Origin of the sequence: Enteroscipio rubneri (genome assembly GCF_002899715.1) — a bacterium.
In the GTDB taxonomy this organism is placed as follows: Bacteria; Actinomycetota; Coriobacteriia; order Coriobacteriales; family Eggerthellaceae; genus Enteroscipio; species Enteroscipio rubneri.
The window spans coordinates 1-22,627 of the sequence record NZ_PPEK01000011.1 but is presented as its reverse complement, the minus strand read 5'-3'; the positions used below and the strand labels follow the sequence as shown (position 1 = coordinate 22,627).

Here is a 22,627-nt window from a genome sequence, read left to right as displayed (position 1 = left end):
ATGACCGTCTCGAACGAATTCAAAAAGAAGGTTATGCTCGTCTTCGGTACGCGTCCGGAGGCGATCAAGATGTGTCCACTCGCAAATGAGTTGAAAAGCCGGCCTGACGAGTTCGAAGCTGTCGTGTGCGTCACGGGCCAGCATCGTGAGATGCTCGACCAGGTCCTTCGCGCATTCTCGGTCGAGCCGGATCACGACCTCGCCATCATGAGACCAGGGCAAACACTTTTCGATATTACGTGCGACGTACTGCTCGACATAAGGGCGGTGCTCGAGAAGGAGCGTCCCGATGTAGTGCTCGTCCATGGCGATACGACGACCTCGTTTGCGGCAGCGCTCGCATGCTTCTATCTCCGCATTCCCGTCGGCCACGTCGAGGCGGGACTTCGCACACGTAATCTGCTGTCCCCCTGGCCCGAGGAATTCAACCGTCAGGCGGTCGATGTTCTGGCCGAATATTATTTCGCTCCGACCTACCGGTCTAAGCAGAACTTGATCGATGAAGGAAAGCCTTCAGAAAAGATCTTTGTGACAGGGAACACTGGGATAGACGCGCTTCGAACAACGGTGCGAGACGGATATCGAAACGAACACCTCGACTGGGCGCACGGCTCCCGCCTCATTCTGATCACCGCGCATCGACGCGAGAACCTGGGCGAGCCGATGGCGCGGATGTTCCGGGCCATCAGGCGCGTCATGGACGAGCACCCTGACGTGAAGGCCATCTACCCTATCCACATGAATCCTCAAGTGCGGGAAGTCGCCGAAAGGGAGCTATCGGGCGAGGATCGCATTAGAATCATCGATCCACTGGAGGTCGTAGATTTTCATAATTTCATCGCGGCGAGCTATCTCGTGCTTACGGACTCGGGCGGGATACAGGAAGAGGCTCCGAGTCTCGGCAAGCCTGTGCTTGTCATGCGCGATACCACTGAAAGGCCTGAAGGAGTGGTCTGTGGCACTCTAAAGCTCGTCGGGACCGAGGAGCAGGCGGTCTATTCGAGTTTTAGCGAGCTACTTGACTCGGACAAGGCCTACCGATCGATGTCACGAGCCTCGAATCCGTATGGGGACGGGCATGCAAGCGAGCGCATAGCCGACGTGCTGGGAGGGAAGGAGCCGGCGTGCCTGCTTTGACGAAAGCACGGCTCTATCTCGACACAGCTCGGCACCTCAAGCTGAGCCAGATGCTCTACAGAATGTGGAGGAAAGCTGGCGGCGTCACCCCTTTGAAACTTGGATATATTCCACGTACCAAGGCGGGAGATGCCGATATCTCTCGGATAGCCCTTCTCCCGGAACTCGATTTCGACCCGGTGTTCCTAGCCCGTTTTGACTGCGAGGCAATCTTGTGTGACGAGCTGACGCTACTTCATCACACAGAATCAATTGATTGGAAGACATGCTGGAGTGCCGATCTGTCGACCCCACTCTGGCGCTTCAACCTGCATTATCATGAATACCTTCTTCCTCTTGCGAAGCGCTACCTTGACGGTGACGGCGATCGCTACCTACGCAAGGCGATGGCCATTATGGAATCGTGGATGTGCGCCAATGCGAAGCCGGGAGACGGGATAGGTTGGGATCCCTACACTATCTCCATGAGACTTGTGAACTGGCTCGCGTTCTACGGAGAGCTCGAGGATGTTTTGGGTGAGGATCGCGCATTTGTGGAGGGCATGAATGCGTCTTTGGCAAGTCAGTACTCTTATCTGGCACGTCATCTTGAGAAGGACCTTCTCGCGAACCACTACTTCGAAAACCTTAAGGCCCTTGTCTTGGGCGCGCTATACTTCGGCGATGAGGACACCCTTGCAATAGCTTTCCCGCTCCTCGAGAGTCAAGTATGTGAACAAGTGCTCCCTGATGGTATGCATTTCGAGTTAAGTCCGATGTACCACAAGATCATTCTCGAAGACGTGCTGCGGGTTGTCGCGTCGCTCGAGAAGAATGGAAACGACTTGGGAGAGCTGGGGATCTGCGTCCAGCGGATGTGCGACTGCCTTTACTCGCTCGAACGTAATACGAATCGTACCCCCCTGTTCAACGATTCAGGCGACAATGTCGCAAAGCACAAGGATGCTCTCCTCGCCTGTGCGAAAGAGCGCTTCGGAACGATCCCCCGGTATCGTGAGGACTTTCCGGATGCCGGCTATTATCTTATGGAGCGCGATTGCGGAGGCCGTGTTGTCAAGATGGTGTTCGATGCCGGGAACCCTGGGCCTGAGTATGCGATGGGGCATGCGCATTGCGATGCGCTTTCCTTTGAAGTGTTCATCGATGGCGAACCGTGGATAGTTAACTGCGGAACCTATGCGTATCAAGATCCACTTAGGCTCGAACTCAAGCGTACGGCTTCGCACAATACTGTCATGGTCGACGGATGCGAGCAGTCGGAATGCTGGGCATCTTTCAGGGTGGGCAGACGTTCTTCTTCGGTCTTCGCAGCCCGAGAGGATGGTATCCTTTCCGGCTCGATAGTCGATGCACGAGGATGGACCGTCTCGCGATCCGTTTCACTCGACGGCGAGATTCTCTGCGTAGTCGACAAGGTTGCAAGCGGAAAAGATTTGGACTGCTTCTGGCATTTCGCATTCGGCGAGCCTCCGAGCATTGGCGATGGGGCCCAAGCGAAGGCAAGGTCCTCTTTGTCGAATTATTCCCCAGATTTCGGATGCTTGGCCGAGATCGAAAGTTGTTCATATCGAGGATCGGGAACGTTGACCTCCCAATGGTTGGTGCCAACTCCGAAAGTGTTTTCAAAGGAGGAATCGTGAAACAACTGTTCTTAATGGTCGACGACGGCAGCGTGAGATTGGTGGACGTGCCCGCGCCAACCCCCAAGCACGGTTACGTGATCGTCGAGACACTCTGGTCGGTGGTAAGTGCCGGCACTGAGCGTACGCTCGCCTCGTTCGGGAGCAAGAATCTGCTATCGAAGGCACTTGAAAGACCTGATCAAGTTAAGAAAGTACTCGAAAAATTGTCGACGGACGGTCTTGTCGCCACGATGGAAGCCGCCTTCAACAAGCTTGGAGAGCCTATGCCCATGGGGTATTCCGCGGTAGGCCGCGTGCTGTCGTGTGGCAAAGGGGTCTCGGACCTACTTCCCGGCGACTTAGTCGCAATGGCCGGGCAGGCGTACCATGCTGAAGTAAACCGCGTTAACCGGAATCTTGTGGCGAAACTGCCGGAAGGCTTCGCCGACCCGCGTCAGGCGGCGTTTTGCGCGCTCGGCGGCATTGCGCTCCAAGGCATACATCAGGCGGACGTGCGACCGGGTGAGACAGTGGCTGTCATCGGCTTGGGGCTCATTGGACACATCTGCGCTCGGATCCTCGATGCGTATGGATGTGACGTCCTCGGATACGACGTGGTCGACAAATCGATAGAGGGCACCCGGCTCAAGGCGTTCATCAACTCACTTGATGACAATGCTGCCGAACTGACCCTGGGGCAGACGCAGGGCCGAGGAGCCGACAAGGTTATCATCACTGCCGCGACTGATTCGAACGCCCCCATGGACCTCGCCGCTGCCATAGCTCGCGACAGGGCGACCATCTGCATGATAGGCGTCACAAAGATGGATATCGACAGGCGCCTCTACTATCAAAAGGAGCTTACGTTCACGATAGCCCGGTCCTACGGCGCCGGTCGCTACGATTCGACGTACGAAGAACAGGGTGTGGACTATCCAATAGGCTACGTTCGCTTCACTGAAGGGCGCAATATCGAGGAATTCATACGGCTCTTGCATGCCGGGAGACTCAATCTTTCCGATCTCGTTACGCACGAGGTTCCGTTCGAGGATGCCCGGATCGCTTACGAGATGATCACGACCAACAAGACAAACGAGCGCTACATTGGGATACTCCTCGGGTATGCCGAGCGGGAAGGGAAGCTCGACGCTACTGCTCGCGCCTGCCTTGCAGGGAAGAAGCCTGTAGATGGAACGGTGAATGTGGGGCTCATCGGTGGAGGGAGTTTTGCGCGCAGCACAATCATACCGGGCATGAAAAGCGATGGCCGATACGCCATCAAAGCCTTGGCCACAACAGGAGGCGTGAGCACGGGGCAGACCGCCGCAGAAGCCGAGTTCTCCTACATTACAAGTGATTACCACGAGATCATTGAAGATTCTGAGATCGATCTCGTGATTGTTTCCACCAGCCACAGCTCTCATGCCCGCATCGTCGTTGAGGCCCTAGAGGTGGGGAAGAGCGTGTATTGCGAGAAGCCGTTGTGCCTCACGCTCGATGAACTTGAAGCCGTCGAGCGTGCTTACCGCGAGAGCGAGGGGCAGTTGTTCTGCGGGATGAACCGCCGGCACGCCCCGTGCATCGTCCAGATTCGAGAAGACCTGCATACCGATAAGCTTCCTGCGGTGTACGACTACATTGTTAACGCTGGCGATATACCTGCGGACCATTGGACTCAAGACCCCGCTATCGGCGGCGGGCGCATAATCGGAGAAGCCTGCCATATGGTAGACGTAGTGCAAAGCCTCGACGAGAGCGGGATCGAATCGCTTGACGTGACCTTTGCGAACGTCCCCGTCCATCCATGCGGAGACAATGCCCTCATCACTATGAGGATGCGTTCGGGGGCGATCGCAAATATCGTATATACGTCTGCAGGTTCGAAGAAGTATCCCAAAGAACAGTTGCGCGTGTTCAGCGCGGGCAACGTCTACGAGATGAACAACTATGTTGGACTGACGCGCTACAGCAACGCGAAGAAAAGCTCCCCGAAGATCAAACAGGACAAGGGCTTCGCTAACGAGTATGACTTCATGTTGAAAGTGCTGCGAGGAGAAGTCGAAAACAAAGCCATTGAAGATGCTTTCGAGGGTCACCGGATGCTGCTTGAGGCATTGCATGGATAAAATGGCCATCTACAACCGGCTGCCGATTTTCATGCAGAATTGGGCATGCTCTTTAGAGGGCGCGCATATTGTCACGACGAGATTCGGATCCTCATTTCGCAGGTTATTACAGGATTATGAGATGAGAGTCCGGTGGAGTCCCGAACAGATTGCGGCATACCGCGATGAGCGACTTCGCATTATGGTTAAACATTGCTACGAGACTGTTCCTTATTACAAAAACGTGTTCGATGAAGGAGGGATTAACCCCGTCTCCATTAAAGGTCTTGAAGATTTACCTAAGCTCCCATTGCTCACAAAAAAAGAAGTAAACAGAGCCCCGGATCAATTTCTATCTTCTGCTTACGTCGGCAAGAGGATAAAACACCACACAAGCGGAACAACGGGCTCGGGTTTTGTCTTTTACACTAGCCCTGAAGCAATTAGCGAACAATGGGCTTGTTGGTGGAGATTTAGAAGATCATTGGGTATCGAATTCGGTACTCCTCAGGCAATGTTTGGTACCCAGAAAGTTGTGCCAATTACACAAACGACACCGCCGTACTGGCGAGAGAACAAGCCGAGCAGTCAGGTGTACTTCAGCGCTTTTCATGAACGTGAAGAAAACCTCGCAGAATACTGTAGGGAAATCCAAAGAAGGCACATTCCCTGGATTCATGGCTATCCATCATTACTTACACCGTTGGCTTCTTTTGCTGAAAAAAACGGCATGCTCTTCCCCGATATCCGTTTCGTAACCACCGGGGCGGAAAACCTCTACGAGCATCAAGCTGAGCTTATCGAGCGCGCTTTTGGAATTCGTCCGCATCAGCACTATGGAATGTGCGAAGGTGTTGCGAATTTCTCTCAAGACGACAAATACCGGATGTTCGTTGACGAAGACTACGCGGCTGTTGAATTCATCGACGAAAGAAGAGTTGTCGGAACAACTTTAACGAACATGGCCATGCCCCTGCTTCGGTGGGATACTGGAGACGTAGCCGAAGTGAAAACACTTCCCGATGGCAAACGTGAAATCGTTTCGCTGGATGGGCGGACCGAAGACAGCGTGCTGCTTCCAGACGGCACGACAGTGGGAAAGCTAGATCACGTGTTCAAAGATACCGTTCATATAGCAGAAGCTCAGATCCATCAAAATTCCGACCTCAGTATCACGGTGTACGCAGTTAAAACCCAAGAGGACGTTTCCGCAGACGAACGAAAAGCTCTCCAGCAATTTGAAGCGAGCTTTACGTGCGCTGTTCCTATCAACTTCAAGTATGTTGCCGAGATACCGCGAGCGAATTCGGGCAAGCTACGCTTTGTTGTCTCAGAGGCCCGGAGGGGTTGCTAATGACTGAAGTGACCGCACTCAACGGCATCGCGCAGTATGGTTGCATCCTCCGTCCTTCGCAAGAGATAGCTGTGGGTCTAGCCGATGTTTTTTCTCCCATTCGGCATTTAGTCAAACCAGGTGAAACAGTAGTGATAAAACCGAATCTTGTTGCCGACTCGCGCATAGGCTCTTCTGACGAATGGGTGCAAGTAATTACGAATGGGGCGATTATCGAACGCGCGGTTCAGGAGGCCGTTCTCGGATTACAGGGCAAGGGTAAGGTGCTCATCGTCGATGCGCCTCAAACAGATTCTGATTACGAAAAAATTGCCAAACGTATTGATCTTGACGGAATCGTTGAAAGATGTTCGCGTGGTACCACGGTTGAAATCGAGCACTACGACTTGCGGGAGGAGCAATGGATAACGCGAGAAGGGGTTACCGTCGGCAAAAAAAAGCTTAGAGGTGACCCATTGGGGTACAGAGAAGTGAACCTTGGGACGGAAAGCGTTTTCGCCTCAAAAAAGAATAAGCATTACTACGGTGCTGATTACGATCAGAAAGAGACGTCTCGATATCATAATGACGCGGATAACATTTATGTTATGTCTAACACCGTTCTGTCTTGCGACACTTTTATCAATCTTCCCAAGCTCAAACCCCATAAACTTGGAGGGATTACCTGTTGTTTAAAGAACATTGTCGGAACGTGCGTTGTTAAAAACTCACTTCCGCATCATACGACAGGTTCGCCCGAAGCATTCGGGGATCAATTTCCTCTCATGTCTGGAAGAACTCAGGCTGAGGGTACCTTGAAGAAGATAGCCGCAAGTTTACTTAAATACAAGAATCCTCTTATTAGCTATCCAATAGGATTGGCGAAAAAAGCTACGGGAAACATACTTGGTGAACAGACATCAGCGACAGTTCGAAATGGATCATGGTATGGCAACGACACTATCTGGCGAACGATACTTGATCTAAATAGAATCCTATTTTACGCAGACAAACAAGGGACTATGAAAAATACACCTCAGCGAAAGTACTATGCGATAGTAGATGGTGTGGTTGCCGGTGAAGGAGACGGTCCGATGGACGTCGATGCAAAAGAAGCTGGCATTCTCATTGCGGGGAGCGATCCCGTCGCCATTGATGCAGTGGCCTCGACGCTCATAGGTTTTGATTACCGCAAAATTCCCACAGTAATTCAAAGCTTTGCCATGATGCGCTGGCCTTTGACTCGAGATACTCCAGATGACATAAGGATCAAAAGCAATAAAGCGAACTGGAATGGAGCTCTTGGCAACATTGCACTCGATAGTACTTTATCGTTTAAACCGCATTTTGGCTGGCTGGGCCACATCGAAATGGAGAATCGGGAATGAAGTTAGCCCAGATCAACGCTTACTCGGCTGGGTCAACAGGAAAATTGATGCAAAAAGAGCATATGGATGCGCTGTCTCGTGGCGATGATTCGTATGTGTTTTGGGCTCGAGGCGATGAACCGCACTATGCAAATGCAATTAGAGTCGGAACGATATTTGATGTATACGTTCATGCAGCGTGCGCGCATGTTACAGGGCGAGTTGGATTTTGCGGTTCGAAACGCGCAACTGAGAAAATGGTACAGCAGCTACGGCACATTGAACCCGACTCCATTCATTTGCACAATTTGCATGGATACTCGTTTCACCTGCCAACTTTATTTGGCTATCTTGAAGAGACTTCTGCGCGGATAGAATGGACCTTGCATGATTGCTGGTCATTTACAGGTCATTGCGGGCATTTTACTGCAGTAGGCTGTTCGCAGTGGAAGAAGCATTGCGGACGTTCCATGCGCTGCCCTATGCAAAAGGTTGTTCCCTGGTCGCTATTCGATTCAAGTGAGCGAAACTTTGCCGATAAGAAGCAGCTTTTCTCTTCGTTGCAGGATGTGAATCTCATCGTTCCTTCCCAGTGGCTTGCCGATTTGGTGAGCCAATCTTATCTGGCAAAATATCCGATCTCCGTTGTTCCCAATAAAGTGGACGAGAATGTGTTCAAGCCGACGTGCAATAATTTTAAAAAGAATCATGGTATCGAGGACAAGATTATGGTGCTGGGTGTTGCCTCCCCATGGAACGAACAAAAAGGACTCAGCCTTTTTTTGAATCTCGCTCAACTGCTGGATGATAGATTTGCTTTGGTGTTGGTTGGCCTGGATGGCAAGCAACGAGCGGCAATTAAGAAGATGGCCGTTACAGATGCAACCCTCATCCCCCTGCCGGTTATTGCCGACGGTATTAAACTAGCGAAGATTTACACGGCTGCAGATTTTTTTTGGAATGCCAGTATTGAGGAGACTTTCGGAATGACCACATTGGAGGCCATTTCGTGTGGAGCGTTCGCCATTGTATGCACGCGAACACCTGGAGAGGAAATCATTAGCGCCGAAACTGGCATTGCTTTACCGGCAGACGCAGAGCTTGTCGCATCGTATTTGACAGACCGTTGCATGAACGGTGGCAAATCATCGTGATGGATTTCGTATCTCCGTTCGCTATCGTATTCTTAGTGATTCTCGCGCTGATTTTTGCGCGTTCCCGTAAGCATACAGATTTCGCGCTTGCTCTGTTTGCCATCGTGTGCATCATGGATATGAATATGATTTCTGCGCCGCTAGTTACCATAAGCGGTCAGGAAATATCTTGTTCTGACATCGTCCTTGTACTTTTCGTGCTGTTTGCGCTCAGTGCAGCCGCAAGGGATCGAGTTGCGCTCAATAAGCTGGCCCTCTTAACGGCCCTCGTTTTAGTAATCGTGTTTATAGGTTCGTTGTTATTCAATTTCTTCTTCCCCTACGGTAAAGCCATCATCGCCTCCGGAACCTCGTGGGACATGTTCGTGCTTGGATGGGCTACACAATCTGCACAGGTTATTGGCGAGCGCAACCTACTGGTGCTTGCTCGCTACACACTGTTTGCTTTTTCTGGAGTTCTTGCAGTCTCCCTGTTTAAGGGGGATGATTTTATAAGGGTTGGTCGATGGGCGGTTACGGTAGGCAAGCTGCACATTTGCTATGCGCTGTTCGAACTTTTCACTAAGGCCTTCTTCGGTTCGAACATCGCCTCGCAGTTAACTTCGCTTCTTTTTGCTGATAGCCATGTATATACTACTTACATTATGAGAGACTCTTTGGTCGCACTCTGGGGTCTCACGCGCGAGCCTTCTCATTTTGTTTTGGCGCTTGGTTTCTTCGTCATCGTGTTTCTGCTTCTTAAAGTTTCTGGTCGAGCACCAAGCGAGAAGATGGTTTGGCCGGCACTTGCAGTTGGGCTCATGTGCGTTTCCGCTGCATCTTCGACAGTCGTGTTATTGCCTATACTTGCTCTTTTTGCTCTTGCCTTGTTCCAGATAAAACGTAGAGGTTTCGTTCGTTGGCTGCCTATCTGCATCGTTCTTGTTGTGCTTGCAGCAGGCGTGTATGTTTTCGCTGGTACAGAGCTCGGTCAATCTCTACCATATTTTGAGAAAGCCCATGGTGTTTTCGTTTCTATCGAGAGCGCTTTTCGTGGTGATTATTTCGCTTTGCGCGCAACTATGGGTTCTCCTCGTCTAATCAGCGTGGTCGAATCCATTCGTACTTGGGCTGGAGCGCCTCTACTCGGTATAGGCGTAGGCTCTATCAACCCATTTAGCGGCGTGTTCGCACAACTTGCAAATACCGGGATAGTTGGATTTGCTGCATGGTTGGTATATCTACGCTCGTTGCAAGGCCGTGCGCCAGCTCGTTTCTCCTATTTGATGCTTGTGTTTGTTGTGGCAGGTACGATGCTTTTTTTGGGACAAGAGGGATCGATGTATTCTTTCGCGCTGTTGCTAATTGCGCCCTTGAGTTCTTATTGCTTACGGTCGGCTTGCATCAATCGTAACGAACTCGAAAAACGAGGCACATCAAAGCGACTTCGACCGAAAAGCCCGAAAAGAGAAAAATGCAGCTTCGATGTCGAGTTGGTGCATACGGCATCCGCTGCACCGCGGCGATAAGGATAGATGAAGGACAGACTCTATGCGCGCAGTTGAACGCAAGAAATTTAAGTACGACATAAAACGTAACAAGTGTTCTCCCTTGAAGAAAAAGTGGTGGATCCTATTCTGCTTGCGCAGCGAACAGAGTTGTGTGCACGTAATACCCCGCCGCCTGTTCGCTGCATGCAAGAAAATATTGCTCTTCGGTAGTGGTTGCGAACTGCCTGCGTCCGCGTTTTGTGGGGGAGGAGTGCTCATACCCCATCTGAATGGAATATTCATCAATCCAAGTGCAAGGTTAGGATCCGGATGCGCTATCTATCATCAGGTAACAATTGGTGCAGGCGAAAAGGACGAGACGTTCGGAGCGCCATGCTTGGGTGACAACGTGGTGGTTTACGCAGGAGCGAAGGTCATAGGACCCATTTCTGTAGGAAATAATGTGGTTATCGGTGCCAACGCAGTGGTTACAAAGAACATCGCTTCAGATGTTACGGTTGTCGGTGCAAATCGTATTGTCGTTAATCACAGCAACAAAGAACTGCTTGAAGGGCAAGCGCATGGCTTCAATGCGAAATAGGAGTACTCTGTGAAGATTCTTTACGTGGCAACGGCATATGCAGGACTGGATTCATTGCTGTTCAACAGTGCTACCAAAATTGACGGATTGCCTCCGCAAACAAAAGTATTAAAGGCTCTCGTCGAACGTGGAGACGAGATCGACATGATTATCCATAGCGATGGGGAAGTTCGACAACTAAACATTGTATGCGATTGGCTCAAAGGAATCAAAACCATCAAAACGGTATTTCGGAAGCAAGGGTTGATGGGAAAGCTTTCATTTATTAATAGAATGAACGCAATTGTCAAACGGTATCTTTCAGAAGGAAACTATGATTTTGTGTATCTAGTGGGAGATGCCTGTGCTCTGGGCGCGCGATATGCACGACTTGAAGGGGTTCCATGTGGCCAACGGTTATTTGGCAGCTATGCAACGTGGATGCTCGAGCGTCATAGCAAATCATGGTGTTTTATTCGACACTACCCACGAATGATCCCTTTCTATGCGCCAAAAAAGTTTCTTCTTATGACCGAAGACGGTTCGGATATGGAGAAGACACTCGCTCTGCTCGATATAAAAAGGACACATTTTGATGCTTACCAATGGACAAATGGAGTTGACTTTCCGTCAGAAGCGTCCGCGGAGCCGATTCTTGGCGCTCCTGATACCTATTTGTTTTGCGGTTCGCGCCTGGAACGGATGAAGGGGCAGAAAACCTGCATCGAAGTGCTGCACGAATTGGACTTGCGTGGGTATCGAGATATTCATCTTGTTTTTGCGGGGCGAGTTAGCGAACCGGGTTTCGACGATGAACTTCGGAAAGACGCAATCAATTACAGTTTGGATGAAAGAGTTCATTTTCTTGGTTCCGTGCCACAAGAACTAGTCGGGCGTTGGGCTGTCAATTCCTTAGCTTCGTTGACTTTCAATCCCTATTCAAACCGCGGTAATGCAACCATCGAAGCTCTCGCGTCTGGTGCGGTCATGATTGCGCCCCGGGCGGATAAGTGGATAGACGATTTGATCATTGATGAAATAACAGGTTTTCGTGTTGAAGGGGTTTTCGAGGCGGCTGACAGGATCGAGTGGCTGTTGGCTGACGAAGCTCATTCGGACACGATCCGAGAAAACGCTCGAAAAAATACCAGAAATGTCGTTCGAACGTGGGAGGAGCGGGTCCAAATGGAACTCGATCTTATTGATTCGTATGTCTACCCCGATATGGAGTCGTTGCGCTCTTCTCTTCCAATACTAAGGCGCTCTGACGGTAGCTGATGGACGCTCTCAAACGTATCTTGCATCCAGTAATGGCGGGAAGGATCTCTAACGTATGAATAGCAATAGGCTCAAAGAACGAATTGCTGATCACAACCTTGTCTGTGGCACGGTTGGTCTTGGGTACGTGGGGTTGCCGCTTGCAGTTGAGAAGGCAAAGGCGGGCTTCAAGACTGTCGGCTTCGACGTGCAAGTGGAAAGGGCGGACATGGTCAACCGTGGTGAGAACTACATTGGCGATGTGGTCCAGGAGGATCTCGCCGCGCTTGTGGAAGCCGGCATGCTCGAAGCGACGACCGACTTTTCTCGTGTGTCCGAGTGCGACTTTGTTGCCATTTGTGTGCCGACACCGCTCGATGTTCATCAGATGCCCGACACCTCTTACATGGAGGCTTCCACGCGCGAAATAGCTCCGCATCTCAAGACTGGCGTCATGGTGGTGCTCGAGTCCACCACTTACCCCGGCACCACTGAGGAGCTCATCCTGCCTATCCTGGAGGAAGGCTCGGGCTTGAAGTGCGGTGAAGGTTTCTATCTCGGGTTCTCGCCTGAGCGGGTCGACCCGGGCAATCTCATTTACAAGACAAAAAATACCCCGAAGGTTGTCGGCGCTGTCGGAGCCGATGCGCTCGAGTGTATCTCAGCACTCTACGAGGCCGTGCTAGAGGGCGGTGTCACGCGGGTGTCGAGTCCGGCTGTCGCCGAGATGGAGAAGATACTCGAGAACACCTATCGCAACGTCAACATTGGCCTTGTCAACGAGTTGGCGATGCTATGCGACCGCATGGGCATCGACGTATGGGAGGTCATTGACGCCGCGAAAACCAAGCCTTATGGCTTTACGCCCTTCTACCCCGGTCCTGGCCTCGGCGGTCACTGCATTCCGCTCGACCCCTACTACTTATCGTGGAAGGCGCGTGAGTACGGCTTTCATACGTCCATGATTGAAGCATCGATGACCGTGAACGATGGCATGCCGGAATGGGTGGCCTCGCGCGCTGCGCGTATCCTTAACCGAGCGGGTAAAGCGATGATGGGAGCCAAGGTGCTTGTGCTCGGCGTGGCATACAAGCAAGATATCGACGACTACCGCGAATCGCCCGCATTGCGCGTGATCGAACGGCTGGAGGAGCGGGGAGCGGAGGTATCGTATTATGATCCCTGGGTGCGGCGCTGCTGGTACAAAGGTACGGAAAAAGAGTCCATCCCGGAACTGTCGGCCGAGGCGATCGCCTCGGCCGACTTGATTCTGGTTGCCTGCGCGCACACGAATGTCAACTACGCCTTTGTGCAGAAGCATGCGAAGGCCGTGCTTGACACGAAGAACGCCATGAAAGGTGTGGCTAATCGCGAGAATGTGGAGGTGCTGTAGCATGAAGGTGCTTACCGTGGTCGGAGCGAGGCCGCAGTTTATAAAGGCGGCCATGGTTTCCCATGAATTCCAGCAACGAGACGACATAGAAGAGATTCTGGTTCACACCGGCCAGCATTTCGATCGCAATATGTCAGAGCTTTTTTTCGAGCAGATGACCATCCCTCGACCTAGATACAACCTGGGCGTTTCGGGTGGAAGCCATACGGTCATGACTGCCAGGATGATGCTCGGCCTCGAGACGGTTATCCAAGAGGAAAGCCCCGACTTAGTACTTCTTTTCGGAGACACTAACTCCACCCTTGCTGCAGCGCTCACTGCCGTGAAAATGCGGATCCCGATAGCGCACGTCGAGGCAGGCCCTCGTTCGCGATCGCTGAAAAATGCAGAAGAGGCGAACCGCGTATGCACGGATCATCTCGGTTCGGTGCTGTTTGCTGCGACGGAATCGGGGCTTCGGAACCTTGCGGAGGAGGGGCTTGGTGAGCGGGCCTTTCTCGTGGGCGACCTGATGTACGATGCCTTTCTACATTACAGTGATGTCGTCGATTCCGAAACCTTTCAACCCGTATTGGTTTCGATTGACGGAAATCCGATCGAGATCCCGCCTCATTACTGCTATCTGACGTGCCACCGATCCGAGAACACGGAGAACTTGAACGCACTGTCCGAGATTTTGCTCGCCGCGTCGGCTCTTCCCTATCCCGTAATTTATCCCGTGCATCCTCGCGCTCTCGACCTCGCCCGCGATGTCGTCTCCTGCTGTAAGCTGGATTCGATTGTGCTTGCCGAGCCGGTCGGTTACCTTGAAAGCATCTTTCTCACCAAGCACGCCGCTCACGTGATCACCGACTCAGGTGGAGTTCAGAGGGAAGCCTTCTTTGCAAAAGTGCCTTGCACGGTGCCTATGACGATTTTTGTATGGCCCGAGATCATGGTTGACGGGCGTTGCGTTCTTGTGCCCCCTGAAAGGGGGAAAATCGAAAGCGTACTGAACAGGACGCAGAGGATAGATGACGATTACCTACCATTCGGCGACGGCAGGGCGGCAGGGAGGATCGTAGATGTCCTTTCGGGCTGCTCGGAAGAGGTGCTGTAGCATGAAGTGTGCGATTATCGGATGCGGTCGTATAGCGCTCAACCACATCAAGGCTGTCGAGACTAACGGGCTTGAGCTTGCGGCGCTCTGCGATATCGTTCCTGGCAAAGCCGAGGGTTTGCTTGAGCGGGCGGGTCGGAAAAGGCCGGCACCGAAAATGTACGCAGACTATCGCGAAATGCTGGTCGAAAACCCGGACATCGATCTCGTAGCGATCGCGACTGAGAGCGGCGAACACGCCCGCATTGCGCTCGACTGCATCGATGCAGGCAAAAACCTTATCGTCGAGAAGCCCATCGCGCTTTCGATAACCGATGCCAACGAGATCATCCATCGTGCCGACGAGCGGGGAGTGAAGGTGTCTGCTTGTCATCAAAACCGCTTTAATGTTGCCGTGCAGCATACGCGACGTGCCATGGAGGAAGGTCGATTCGGGCGTATGTCACACGGCTCGATCCATGTGCGGTGGAACCGCGGTAAAGATTACTACGATCAGGCGCCCTGGCGAGGCACCTGGGCTCAGGACGGCGGCTGTCTCATGAACCAGTGCATCCACGGCGTAGACTTGTTGCGCTGGATGATGGGCGGAGAGGTCGTCTCGGTCTACGCACAGACGCGCCAGCGTTTCCACAGGTACCTGGAGGCTGAGGACGTGGGTGTCGCCGTACTTTCGTTCGCCGACGGATCGGTGGCTATCGTCGAGGGGACGGCAAACGTGTTCCCCAAGAACTTGGAGGAGACGCTTTGCCTTTTCGGCGAAAACGGCACCGTGAAGATTGGCGGCGCCTCGACGAACAATATCGACGTGTGGGAATTCGCCGATGAGCGCGAGGAGGACCAGGCGATTGTGGGACTTGAGGAGCCCACTTCCAATGTTTATGGCAACGGTCACTCATCGCTTTATGCTGATGTGGTCGAGTCGATCCGCGAGAGCCGCGCGCCTTACGTGGACGCGCGCGCTGGACGTGACGCGCTCGAAATAGTACTCGCCATCTACAAGAGCCAGAAGACGAGCCTGCCTGTTGAGCTTCCGCTCGAGAATTTCGCGAGCTCCGACATGAAAGGTGAGTTTTAATATGGCGCCGTGCATGCAGATGCCCTTCACTTACGGCGCCTACCGGGATATGCTTAGAGCCTTGAAGACGCAGGGATATGCGTTCTGTGGGTACGAGGATTGGAGGGATGTCGAAAAGTCCGTCATATTGCGTCACGACATCGACTTCGACACGGCTGCTGCGCTCGAGATGGCCGAGCTTGAAGTACGGGAAGGGGTCAAGTCGACCTACTTCGCTCTGCTGCGAACGGGCTTCTACAACCCTTTCGAGAGGAACTGCACGGAGCATCTGCGGAGGATTGTAGGCCTTGGTCACGATGTTGGCTTGCATTTTGATGAGACCCAATACGACGAGGGAGAAAACATGCCTGCGGCGATCGAACGTGAGGCGGCTGCTTTGAGCGGGATCCTCGAGGTCCCCGTGCGATGCGTCTCCATGCACCGTCCGAGCAACGTCGCTCTCGAGGCGGATTGGGATGTTCCCGGCATCGTCAACAGCTACTCGAAAGAGCTATTCCATAGTTTTGAGTACGTTTCCGACAGCCACAGGCACTGGCGCAAGCCCGTCCTTGATCTTATCCGATCGAACGAGTGTTCGCACCTGCACATCCTCACGCATCCCTTCTGGTATGGCGAGATAGAAGCCTCTCTTAAAGAATCGCTCGATCGATTCTCAAAGCGCGCGCGAGCCGAACGCGTCACCTTCCTTGATAGCAACTTCACCAATCTCGATGAGGCGCTCGATCCCGCGTGCGTCATGGTATCCCGCGTCACCTTACTCCAAGGTGCGCGGCTTCGAACCGACAGGCTCGTCCTGCGTTCTCTGAGGCTGGATGACGCTCCCGATATGTTTGAGTACACTTCGGAGCCAGAGGTCAGTCAGTTTCTGAATTGGCATCCCCACCGCGAGACGGAGGAGGCGAAGTCGTGGATAGCCTCCAAGCTCGCCCGCGCGGAAGTCGATGACTTGCTGCTGGGGATGGAGCTGCGCGAATCCTCCAAGCTCATCGGCACCGTTCGCGCATACCACTTCGATGCCGTTACGAGTTCTTGCGAGATATCCTACGCGCTCAACCCTCTCTACCAGGGATGCGGCTATATGGGAGAGGCGCTGCGGTGCCTGGTGGACACCTGCTTCGAAGCAGTGGGCGTAAAGAGGGTCGTTGCTTGTATCGACTGCGAAAACGCTGCTTCGGTGCATGTGGCGTGCCGCCTGGGCATGGAGAGGGTATCCGGCGGAGACTTCTTCACCTCGATCAAAGGTGAAGAGCGCCTCCAGCATACCTATTCCCTTAAAAGGAGGCTGCAATGAAGGTTGTCGCCATGCACCAGCCGCACTATTTCCCCTGGCTCGGATACCTTGACAAGATGGTGAAGACGGACGAGTTCGTCGTGCTTGACGAGGTGCAGTTCACTGACGGCTCTCCCATGCACAGGAATAGGTTTCTGCAGATCAACGGAGATGCGAAGCTGCTGTCCGTGAGTGTCCAGAAGAAAGGCTATCTCGAGAAGTCGACTAAAGACGTAAGGCTTTCCAACTGGCCGAAAATCAGGAAGAAGCACCGTGGCTTTATCGAATGCAACTACGGAAAGACTCCATATTTTGACGAGGTGATGCCGCTTGTGTCAGAAGTGCTCGAAGTGGATTATGACACTCTTCTTGATCTCGACATGGCGAGCGTCGGGATGCTTCGATCGGCATACGGCATCGAAACTTCTTTGGTGATGCAAAGCTCGCTTTCCTATGATCTCGAAGCCAGAAACAACGAACTGGTGCTGGGACTTTGCGAAGCCTGCGAAGCCAGTGTGTACCTTTCGGGTCGGGGCGCGCGGGCGTACATGGACGACCGGTCGTTTTTTGAGAAGGGTATCTCGGTGCAGTACCAGGTATTCTCCTATCCGGAATACCCGCAGTACCGCCAGGACAAGTTTGTCTCGAATCTCACGGCGCTCGACCTGCTCTTCCAGTGCGGTATCGATGGCGCCCGTGATATCTTCTATAGCAATATGAAGAAGGAGGAGATCAGATGAGCGTTCCGTTCGTGCATGAAAGTTCGTACGTCGACGAGAGCGCCTTGATAGGCGATGGGACCCGCATCTGGCATTTCTGCCACGTTCAAACTGGGGCCGTCATCGGGGAGGGGTGCACGCTCGGTCAAAACGTCAACGTGGGATCGAATGTGAGCATCGGCAACGGAGTAAAGGTGCAGAACAACGTTTCGATATACGAGGGCGTAGAACTTCGGGACTTTGTGTTCTGCGGGCCGTCATGTGTGTTCACGAACGACCTGACTCCTCGGGCGAAGTACCCCAAAGGCCCTGCTGGATACAGGCATACCATCGTGCACGAAGGAGCGTCGATCGGGGCAAACGCCACTATTGTATGCGGTGTCGAAATAGGGGCATGGGCGATGGTTGCTGCCGGTGCCGTGGTGACTCGCGATGTTCCTGCCCATGCGCTCGTCATGGGGATTCCGGCTAGCGGGGGGGGGTGGGTTTGTCAATGCGGAGCGAAACTTCGCGACGACCTACTCTGTCCGGCATGCGGGAGTGGATATCGTCGAAGTCACGAAGGGCTGGCATTAGCTCATGAGGGCGGCGATTTTAACGTACACCATCCCGCACAAGAAAACTTACGACACCCTTTGTCTTCTGAAGACTAAAGGATATGAAAACGTTGAGGTGTTCTCTTCTCCCATGACGTATAAAAAGAAGGTGCGTCCGCTGGTGGCGCATCGTCCCGACATGGGGTACCTCGTGCCGACGACGGAAGAGACCTGCCGTATGTTCGACTATGGCTATAGCGAAGTGTTGGATGTTCGTGAAGCCAACGGAGCCGACGTCTATCTCGTATGCGGTGCGGGGATCATTCCCCAAGAGTTCGTAGATACTCATCGAATCGTGAATGCGCATCCAGGCTTTATCCCCTTCGCGCGCGGGCTCGACGCCCTCAAATGGGCTATCCTCGAAGGCGCGCCTGTGGGGGTGACCACCCATTTTCTCGGTTCGGAGGTCGATGCGGGCGAGGTGATCGAGCGCAGGGAACTAGAATTACGCGCCGAGGAATCGTTCTTCGAGCTGGCGATGAGAGTCTATAGGACCGAGGTGAGCATGCTTGTGGGGGCGCTGGAGAGGCTCAACGAGCCACATGAGTACGTTCCCGCAGGGGACTCCGTACTGCACCGTCGAATGCCGGGAGAACTGGAGTTTGAAATGTTGAGAGAATACGAGGTCGCCATTTCGAGTCTGAGGGAGGATCGATGCAGTTCAGGGATCTAAACGCGCAGTACGCCATGCTGAAGGACGACATTGGCGAGAGAATCGCGCGCGTTCTGGATCATGGGCGCTATATCAGCGGCCCGGAGGTCTCAAAGCTCGAAGAACGCCTCGCCTCGTACGTCGGCGTCAAGCATTGCATTACGTGCGGCAACGGGACCGATGCCTTGCAACTCGCATTCATGGCGTGGGGAATCGGGCCGGGCGATGCTGTGTTCGTGCCCGACTTTACGTTCTTCGCGAGTGGAGAGGCTCCAGCGCTGCTCGGAGCTATGCCCGTGTTCGTGGACGTGGACGGGCGCACGTTTAATCTCGATTCCGTTAAGCTCGAGGAAGCTGTGCGATTCATCGAGGAGCGGACCAACCTGAACCCCAAGGCGGTTGTGGCTGTCGACCTGTTCGGGTTGCCGGCTGACTATCTGGCGATTCGCGAGGTCTGCGAGCGCCACGGCATGCTGCTCTTGGAAGACGGCGCGCAAGGTTTTGGCGGTTCCACAAGTGATAGGCGGGCGTGCTCGTTCGGGGACGTCTCCACCACAAGTTTCTTTCCGGCCAAGCCGCTCGGCTGCTACGGCGATGGGGGCGCGGTTTTTACCAACTCCGACGAATGGGCGGCGCTCGTCCGAAGCTTTGCCGCGCACGGCAAAGGGTCGATGAAGTACGACAACGTGCGCGTTGGCGTCAATAGCCGCCTCGACACGATCCAGGCGGCTGTACTGCTCGCTAAGCTCGACGCGTTCGAGCAATACGAATTCAGCGCTGTGAACAGGGCGGCGTCACTCTACAACGAGACTCTCGCGGGAAGCGGCCTCGTCCTACCGAAGATCCCCGAGGGCTTTTGCAGTTCATGGGCCCAGTACACCGTGCAGCTGCCGGAAGACTCCGATCGTGATGCGCTCCAGGGTGCGCTCAAAGAGAAGGGGGTTCCCACCATGGTTTACTACCCCAAGCCCATGCACGAGCAGAAGGCTTTCGAGGGCGTACATCTATGTCCTGACGGCTGCCCCGTGGTGAAGCGCTTGTGCGATACCGTGCTCAGTCTGCCGATGGGGCCGTATCTGATACGGGAAGACTTAGAGTTTTCCGCGCGAACTTTGATGGGCTTACTGTAAGATTGCGCCGCTGTGCTGCTGGCAATCGAGGATATTAAACACGTTTTCGCTTCTCTTAAAGCCAAAGGGGCCTTCGCTATTCTCTCCGGCGCTTTCCTAACGAAAGTCGCGGCGTTTCTTGGATCGTTGATCTTGGTTCGGATCATGTCGAAATCTGAGTACGGCGTGCTTGGTTACATGGAAAACCTCTACACTTACGCTTGTCTTTTCGCAGGCTACGGCCTCAACAACGCCGTATATAGATACCTTGTTCTGAAAGAAACCGAAGCAGAAAAAAAGGGAATTTTCGACTACGTTGTTTCGCAAGGGACGAAGTTCAACATAGTCTATGTTGCCGTTCTTTCCTTGCTGGCTTTTCTGTTTCCCCATTCGGAAGAGTTTTCGACGGCCCATCTGCTCCTTCCCCTCATGTTGCTTGCTCTTCCACTTCAGTTCTTGTCAGACACATGCTCTTTTTCTCTCAGAGGTTTGTTCCGGAATCGGGCTTTTGCTTTTACGGCTGTTCTGACCGTTGTGTTAGTTTGGGGCGCGAAAGCGGCAGGGGCAACGTTGTCCGGTTTGGAGGGCGTCGCGGCTTCGTGGCCGATTGCATATTGCGTCGTTGCGTTCGTTCTTCTTCTGTACTTTCGAAACAACATTTTCTCCAGCGTTCCCGCAATCGCCCCCGAAAAAGAAGAGCGGCGAGGAATTCGATCGTACTCGCTCCAGTACATGGTTACCAATAGTCTGTGGGCCTTGTTTTTGCAGAACGATCTGTTGATGATAAGCTTGCTTACCGGTGATGCATCGGCGGTTGCTGACTACAAGGTCGCTTTCGCTATTCCCTCCGTAATCGCGATACTTAGCTCATCTGTCGGTATCTTTGTAGCTCCCTACTTCATCAAACAAGAAAACGACAAGGCATGGGTGTGGTCTAATTATAAGAAGACATTTATTGGCACTGCCGTACTTGTTGGCGGGGCCGCGATTCTTGTGTGTTTGGTTGCCGAGCCGGTGGTAGGGTTTTTCTACGGCGAGCAGTACCTGAACATCGTCCCCCTGATGAATTTGCTTCTCGTGACTGCGTTCGTTACCAATGGACTGCGCTATACGACAGCTAATTTGCTGGCTGCGATGGGCAAGATACGCGTGAACATGTTTGTTTCGTTCAGCGGCATGGTTTGCCAGATAGTATTGAACTTCATTCTTATTCCCCTCTTCGGCGTTTACGGTGCGGCCTATACTTCCATCATGGTGTATTCGTTCATGGCTATCGCTGTTTTCGTTCCGTTTGTCATGATGTATAGGGCGCATTAGCCAAGGTGCAGCTCAATTCATCGATTGCTATCGCTTCGCGCCCATCCGCAAAACGAACTGCGCGTTTCAGTCGATCGAGGAAATCGGCGGTACTGAGTACATGATTTCAACGCATTTCGGAAAGCTCTATCGATGCAGTCACTAAGGGCTGGAGAAATGGGGTTTGCCGCTCTGCACGATAGAAGGGAGAGAGGTGCTTGAAACTGGAACATTCAAGCCCAGCAAGTACGACCGCATAAGCCGCGGCTTTCACCTTGCAGGTCATCGGCTCCGTATGCTCGCGAAATGCACAGTGCAGAATGTCAGAAAGATGAAAGCGAGTCAATAAGGCTTCCGTCCTATCGCAACTGTGCGTGACGTGTCTCTCCGTCAAGCGGCTCGCGCCTATCGCTCTTGCCACACCGCTCTCTCGAGTCTTTCAAGAGATCGCCCGGTGTCGTTTCTAGGGCGTCCGCCATTTTCACAATGACCGATAGACGCGGGTTGGCGGTGCCGTTCTCGATCTTGTTGAGAAACGGGCGTCCGATTTCCACCATGAGTGCGAATCTTTTCTTGTTGATATTCGCCTGTTTGCGAAGACGTTTTACGTTCTCCGCTAAGATCGGAGCATACCGTGTGTGAATGGCATCGTCTTCGTCAAGCGAACTATGTTCAGGCATGAAATCCATACGTTACAGAGTAGCGTCTCGCGAGTGTAAACGTGTAACCGCACAAATACGTTTTTAAGCATTTTGACAGATGCAGTTTTGCCGTTTACGCGGACTCAATGGATCGGTGATACAATAAATCAAACGTGTGATCTTGCATCCTCATGGGGAAGGCGCCATGCGACGAAACCGTCCGCCTCAGTCGAATCGGGGAAGCTCGCGCTCAGCCATCGAAACCGTAGAACAAACATCCTTATCGAAGGCAGCAACGGGCTGATGCGAGCACCGTGCGGTATTGCATGCGATGCTGTCGAGGAGATCCATATGACACCGAGAAACGCCCGAACGAACCGACCTGCGGCACGCTCGTCCCGCAGTCCTCTGTCGGCTCGTGCCGTCCGTTCCGCTCGCGCCGCCCAGTCGGGGCGCATCGCATCGCGCCGCGATGCCGCTTCGTTCCCGCATGCAAACGGCGCGTCAGCGGACGGCTATCGGCCTGCATACACGTCCGGCAGCCAAGGCTCGGCAGCCAACAGAGCGTACGCGCGCCAGGCGGGTGCCAGCCAGTACTCACGCAGCAATCCGGCGTACTCGCAGGCGGGGTAACGTACAATTTTTTGCGCACTTTGACAGCAGGATAGCGTCCAGATAGGAAGGAGGGCACGGCCCGCCCCGGTATGATTCGAGTTGTCGAGACAAGAAGCATATTGGAGGAGAGCCATGCCC

General features: G+C 53.3%; 19 protein-coding genes. 18 read left to right on the top strand and 1 reads right to left on the bottom strand.

Annotated elements, in window-relative coordinates; all coding sequences use genetic code 11:
* Genes wecB (C2L71_RS08960) through C2L71_RS08875 form a run of 18 tightly spaced genes read left to right on the top strand, consistent with a single transcriptional unit; the run spans window position 1 to window position 21,254 of the window.
* Window positions 1-1,137 carry a non-hydrolyzing UDP-N-acetylglucosamine 2-epimerase gene (wecB, locus tag C2L71_RS08960; protein ID WP_187143318.1) on the top strand — a complete coding sequence of 379 codons (1,137 nt, stop codon included), beginning with the start codon at window positions 1-3 and terminating at the stop codon, window positions 1,135-1,137.
* Window positions 1,125-2,777, top strand: a complete 1,653-nt coding sequence (locus C2L71_RS08955; RefSeq protein ID WP_103265433.1) for a heparinase II/III family protein — start codon at window positions 1,125-1,127, stop codon at window positions 2,775-2,777. The genes wecB (C2L71_RS08960) and C2L71_RS08955 overlap by 13 nt, the downstream gene beginning before the upstream one ends.
* Complete coding sequence (locus C2L71_RS08950) at window positions 2,774-4,885, top strand: bi-domain-containing oxidoreductase (protein WP_157938958.1); 2,112 nt, start codon at window positions 2,774-2,776, stop codon at window positions 4,883-4,885. Before C2L71_RS08955 ends, C2L71_RS08950 begins: the two co-directional genes overlap by 4 nt.
* Complete coding sequence (locus C2L71_RS11940; RefSeq protein WP_129588496.1) at window positions 4,878-6,218, top strand: phenylacetate--CoA ligase family protein; 1,341 nt, start codon at window positions 4,878-4,880, stop codon at window positions 6,216-6,218. Before C2L71_RS08950 ends, C2L71_RS11940 begins: the two co-directional genes overlap by 8 nt.
* Window positions 6,218-7,585: a DUF362 domain-containing protein gene (locus tag C2L71_RS08940; RefSeq protein WP_103265430.1), complete on the top strand. Its 1,368-nt coding sequence runs from the start codon at window positions 6,218-6,220 to the stop codon at window positions 7,583-7,585. Before C2L71_RS11940 ends, C2L71_RS08940 begins: the two co-directional genes overlap by 1 nt.
* The gene (locus C2L71_RS08935; RefSeq protein ID WP_103265429.1) at window positions 7,582-8,718 is read left to right on the top strand and encodes a glycosyltransferase; all 1,137 of its coding nucleotides are present in this window, start codon (window positions 7,582-7,584) and stop codon (window positions 8,716-8,718) included. The genes C2L71_RS08940 and C2L71_RS08935 overlap by 4 nt, the downstream gene beginning before the upstream one ends.
* Entirely contained in the window at window positions 8,715-10,226 is a 1,512-nt protein-coding gene (locus C2L71_RS08930) for a hypothetical protein (protein WP_129588495.1), read from the top strand. The genes C2L71_RS08935 and C2L71_RS08930 overlap by 4 nt, the downstream gene beginning before the upstream one ends.
* A 22-nt stretch (window positions 10,227-10,248) precedes the next feature.
* Window positions 10,249-10,788 (top strand): serine acetyltransferase, encoded by a 540-nt coding sequence (locus C2L71_RS08925; protein WP_103265427.1) that lies wholly within the window; start codon window positions 10,249-10,251, stop codon window positions 10,786-10,788.
* A gap of 9 nt (window positions 10,789-10,797) precedes the next feature.
* Window positions 10,798-12,045, top strand: a complete 1,248-nt coding sequence (locus C2L71_RS08920) for a glycosyltransferase family 4 protein (RefSeq protein WP_103265426.1) — start codon at window positions 10,798-10,800, stop codon at window positions 12,043-12,045.
* A 55-nt stretch (window positions 12,046-12,100) separates the two neighbouring features.
* Complete coding sequence (locus tag C2L71_RS08915) at window positions 12,101-13,417, top strand: nucleotide sugar dehydrogenase (RefSeq protein ID WP_103265425.1); 1,317 nt, start codon at window positions 12,101-12,103, stop codon at window positions 13,415-13,417.
* A 1-nt stretch (window position 13,418) separates the two neighbouring features.
* Window positions 13,419-14,516, top strand: coding sequence for a non-hydrolyzing UDP-N-acetylglucosamine 2-epimerase (gene wecB / locus C2L71_RS08910; protein WP_103265424.1), 1,098 nt, complete (start codon window positions 13,419-13,421; stop codon window positions 14,514-14,516).
* 1 nt (window position 14,517) lies between these two features.
* A complete protein-coding gene (locus C2L71_RS08905; protein ID WP_103265423.1) occupies window positions 14,518-15,591 on the top strand; it encodes a Gfo/Idh/MocA family protein in 1,074 nt (357 codons plus the stop codon).
* A 1-nt stretch (window position 15,592) separates the two neighbouring features.
* A complete protein-coding gene (locus C2L71_RS08900) occupies window positions 15,593-16,882 on the top strand; it encodes a GNAT family N-acetyltransferase (protein ID WP_103265422.1) in 1,290 nt (429 codons plus the stop codon).
* A complete protein-coding gene (locus C2L71_RS08895) occupies window positions 16,879-17,601 on the top strand; it encodes a WbqC family protein (protein ID WP_103265421.1) in 723 nt (240 codons plus the stop codon). The genes C2L71_RS08900 and C2L71_RS08895 overlap by 4 nt, the downstream gene beginning before the upstream one ends.
* Window positions 17,598-18,233: an acyltransferase gene (locus C2L71_RS08890; RefSeq protein WP_103265420.1), complete on the top strand. Its 636-nt coding sequence runs from the start codon at window positions 17,598-17,600 to the stop codon at window positions 18,231-18,233. The genes C2L71_RS08895 and C2L71_RS08890 overlap by 4 nt, the downstream gene beginning before the upstream one ends.
* Window positions 18,160-18,849, top strand: coding sequence for a formyltransferase family protein (locus C2L71_RS08885; protein ID WP_103265419.1), 690 nt, complete (start codon window positions 18,160-18,162; stop codon window positions 18,847-18,849). The genes C2L71_RS08890 and C2L71_RS08885 overlap by 74 nt, the downstream gene beginning before the upstream one ends.
* Window positions 18,831-19,958 carry a DegT/DnrJ/EryC1/StrS family aminotransferase gene (locus C2L71_RS08880; protein ID WP_103265418.1) on the top strand — a complete coding sequence of 376 codons (1,128 nt, stop codon included), beginning with the start codon at window positions 18,831-18,833 and terminating at the stop codon, window positions 19,956-19,958. Before C2L71_RS08885 ends, C2L71_RS08880 begins: the two co-directional genes overlap by 19 nt.
* A gap of 12 nt (window positions 19,959-19,970) precedes the next feature.
* Window positions 19,971-21,254, top strand: coding sequence for an oligosaccharide flippase family protein (locus C2L71_RS08875; RefSeq protein WP_103265417.1), 1,284 nt, complete (start codon window positions 19,971-19,973; stop codon window positions 21,252-21,254).
* Between the two features lie 338 nt (window positions 21,255-21,592).
* Here the strand turns inward: C2L71_RS08875 and C2L71_RS12440 are convergent, their stop codons facing one another.
* The gene (locus tag C2L71_RS12440; RefSeq protein WP_275664971.1) at window positions 21,593-21,913 is read right to left on the bottom strand and encodes a helix-turn-helix domain-containing protein; all 321 of its coding nucleotides are present in this window, start codon (window positions 21,911-21,913) and stop codon (window positions 21,593-21,595) included.
* Between the last annotated feature and the right edge of the window lie 714 nt (window positions 21,914-22,627).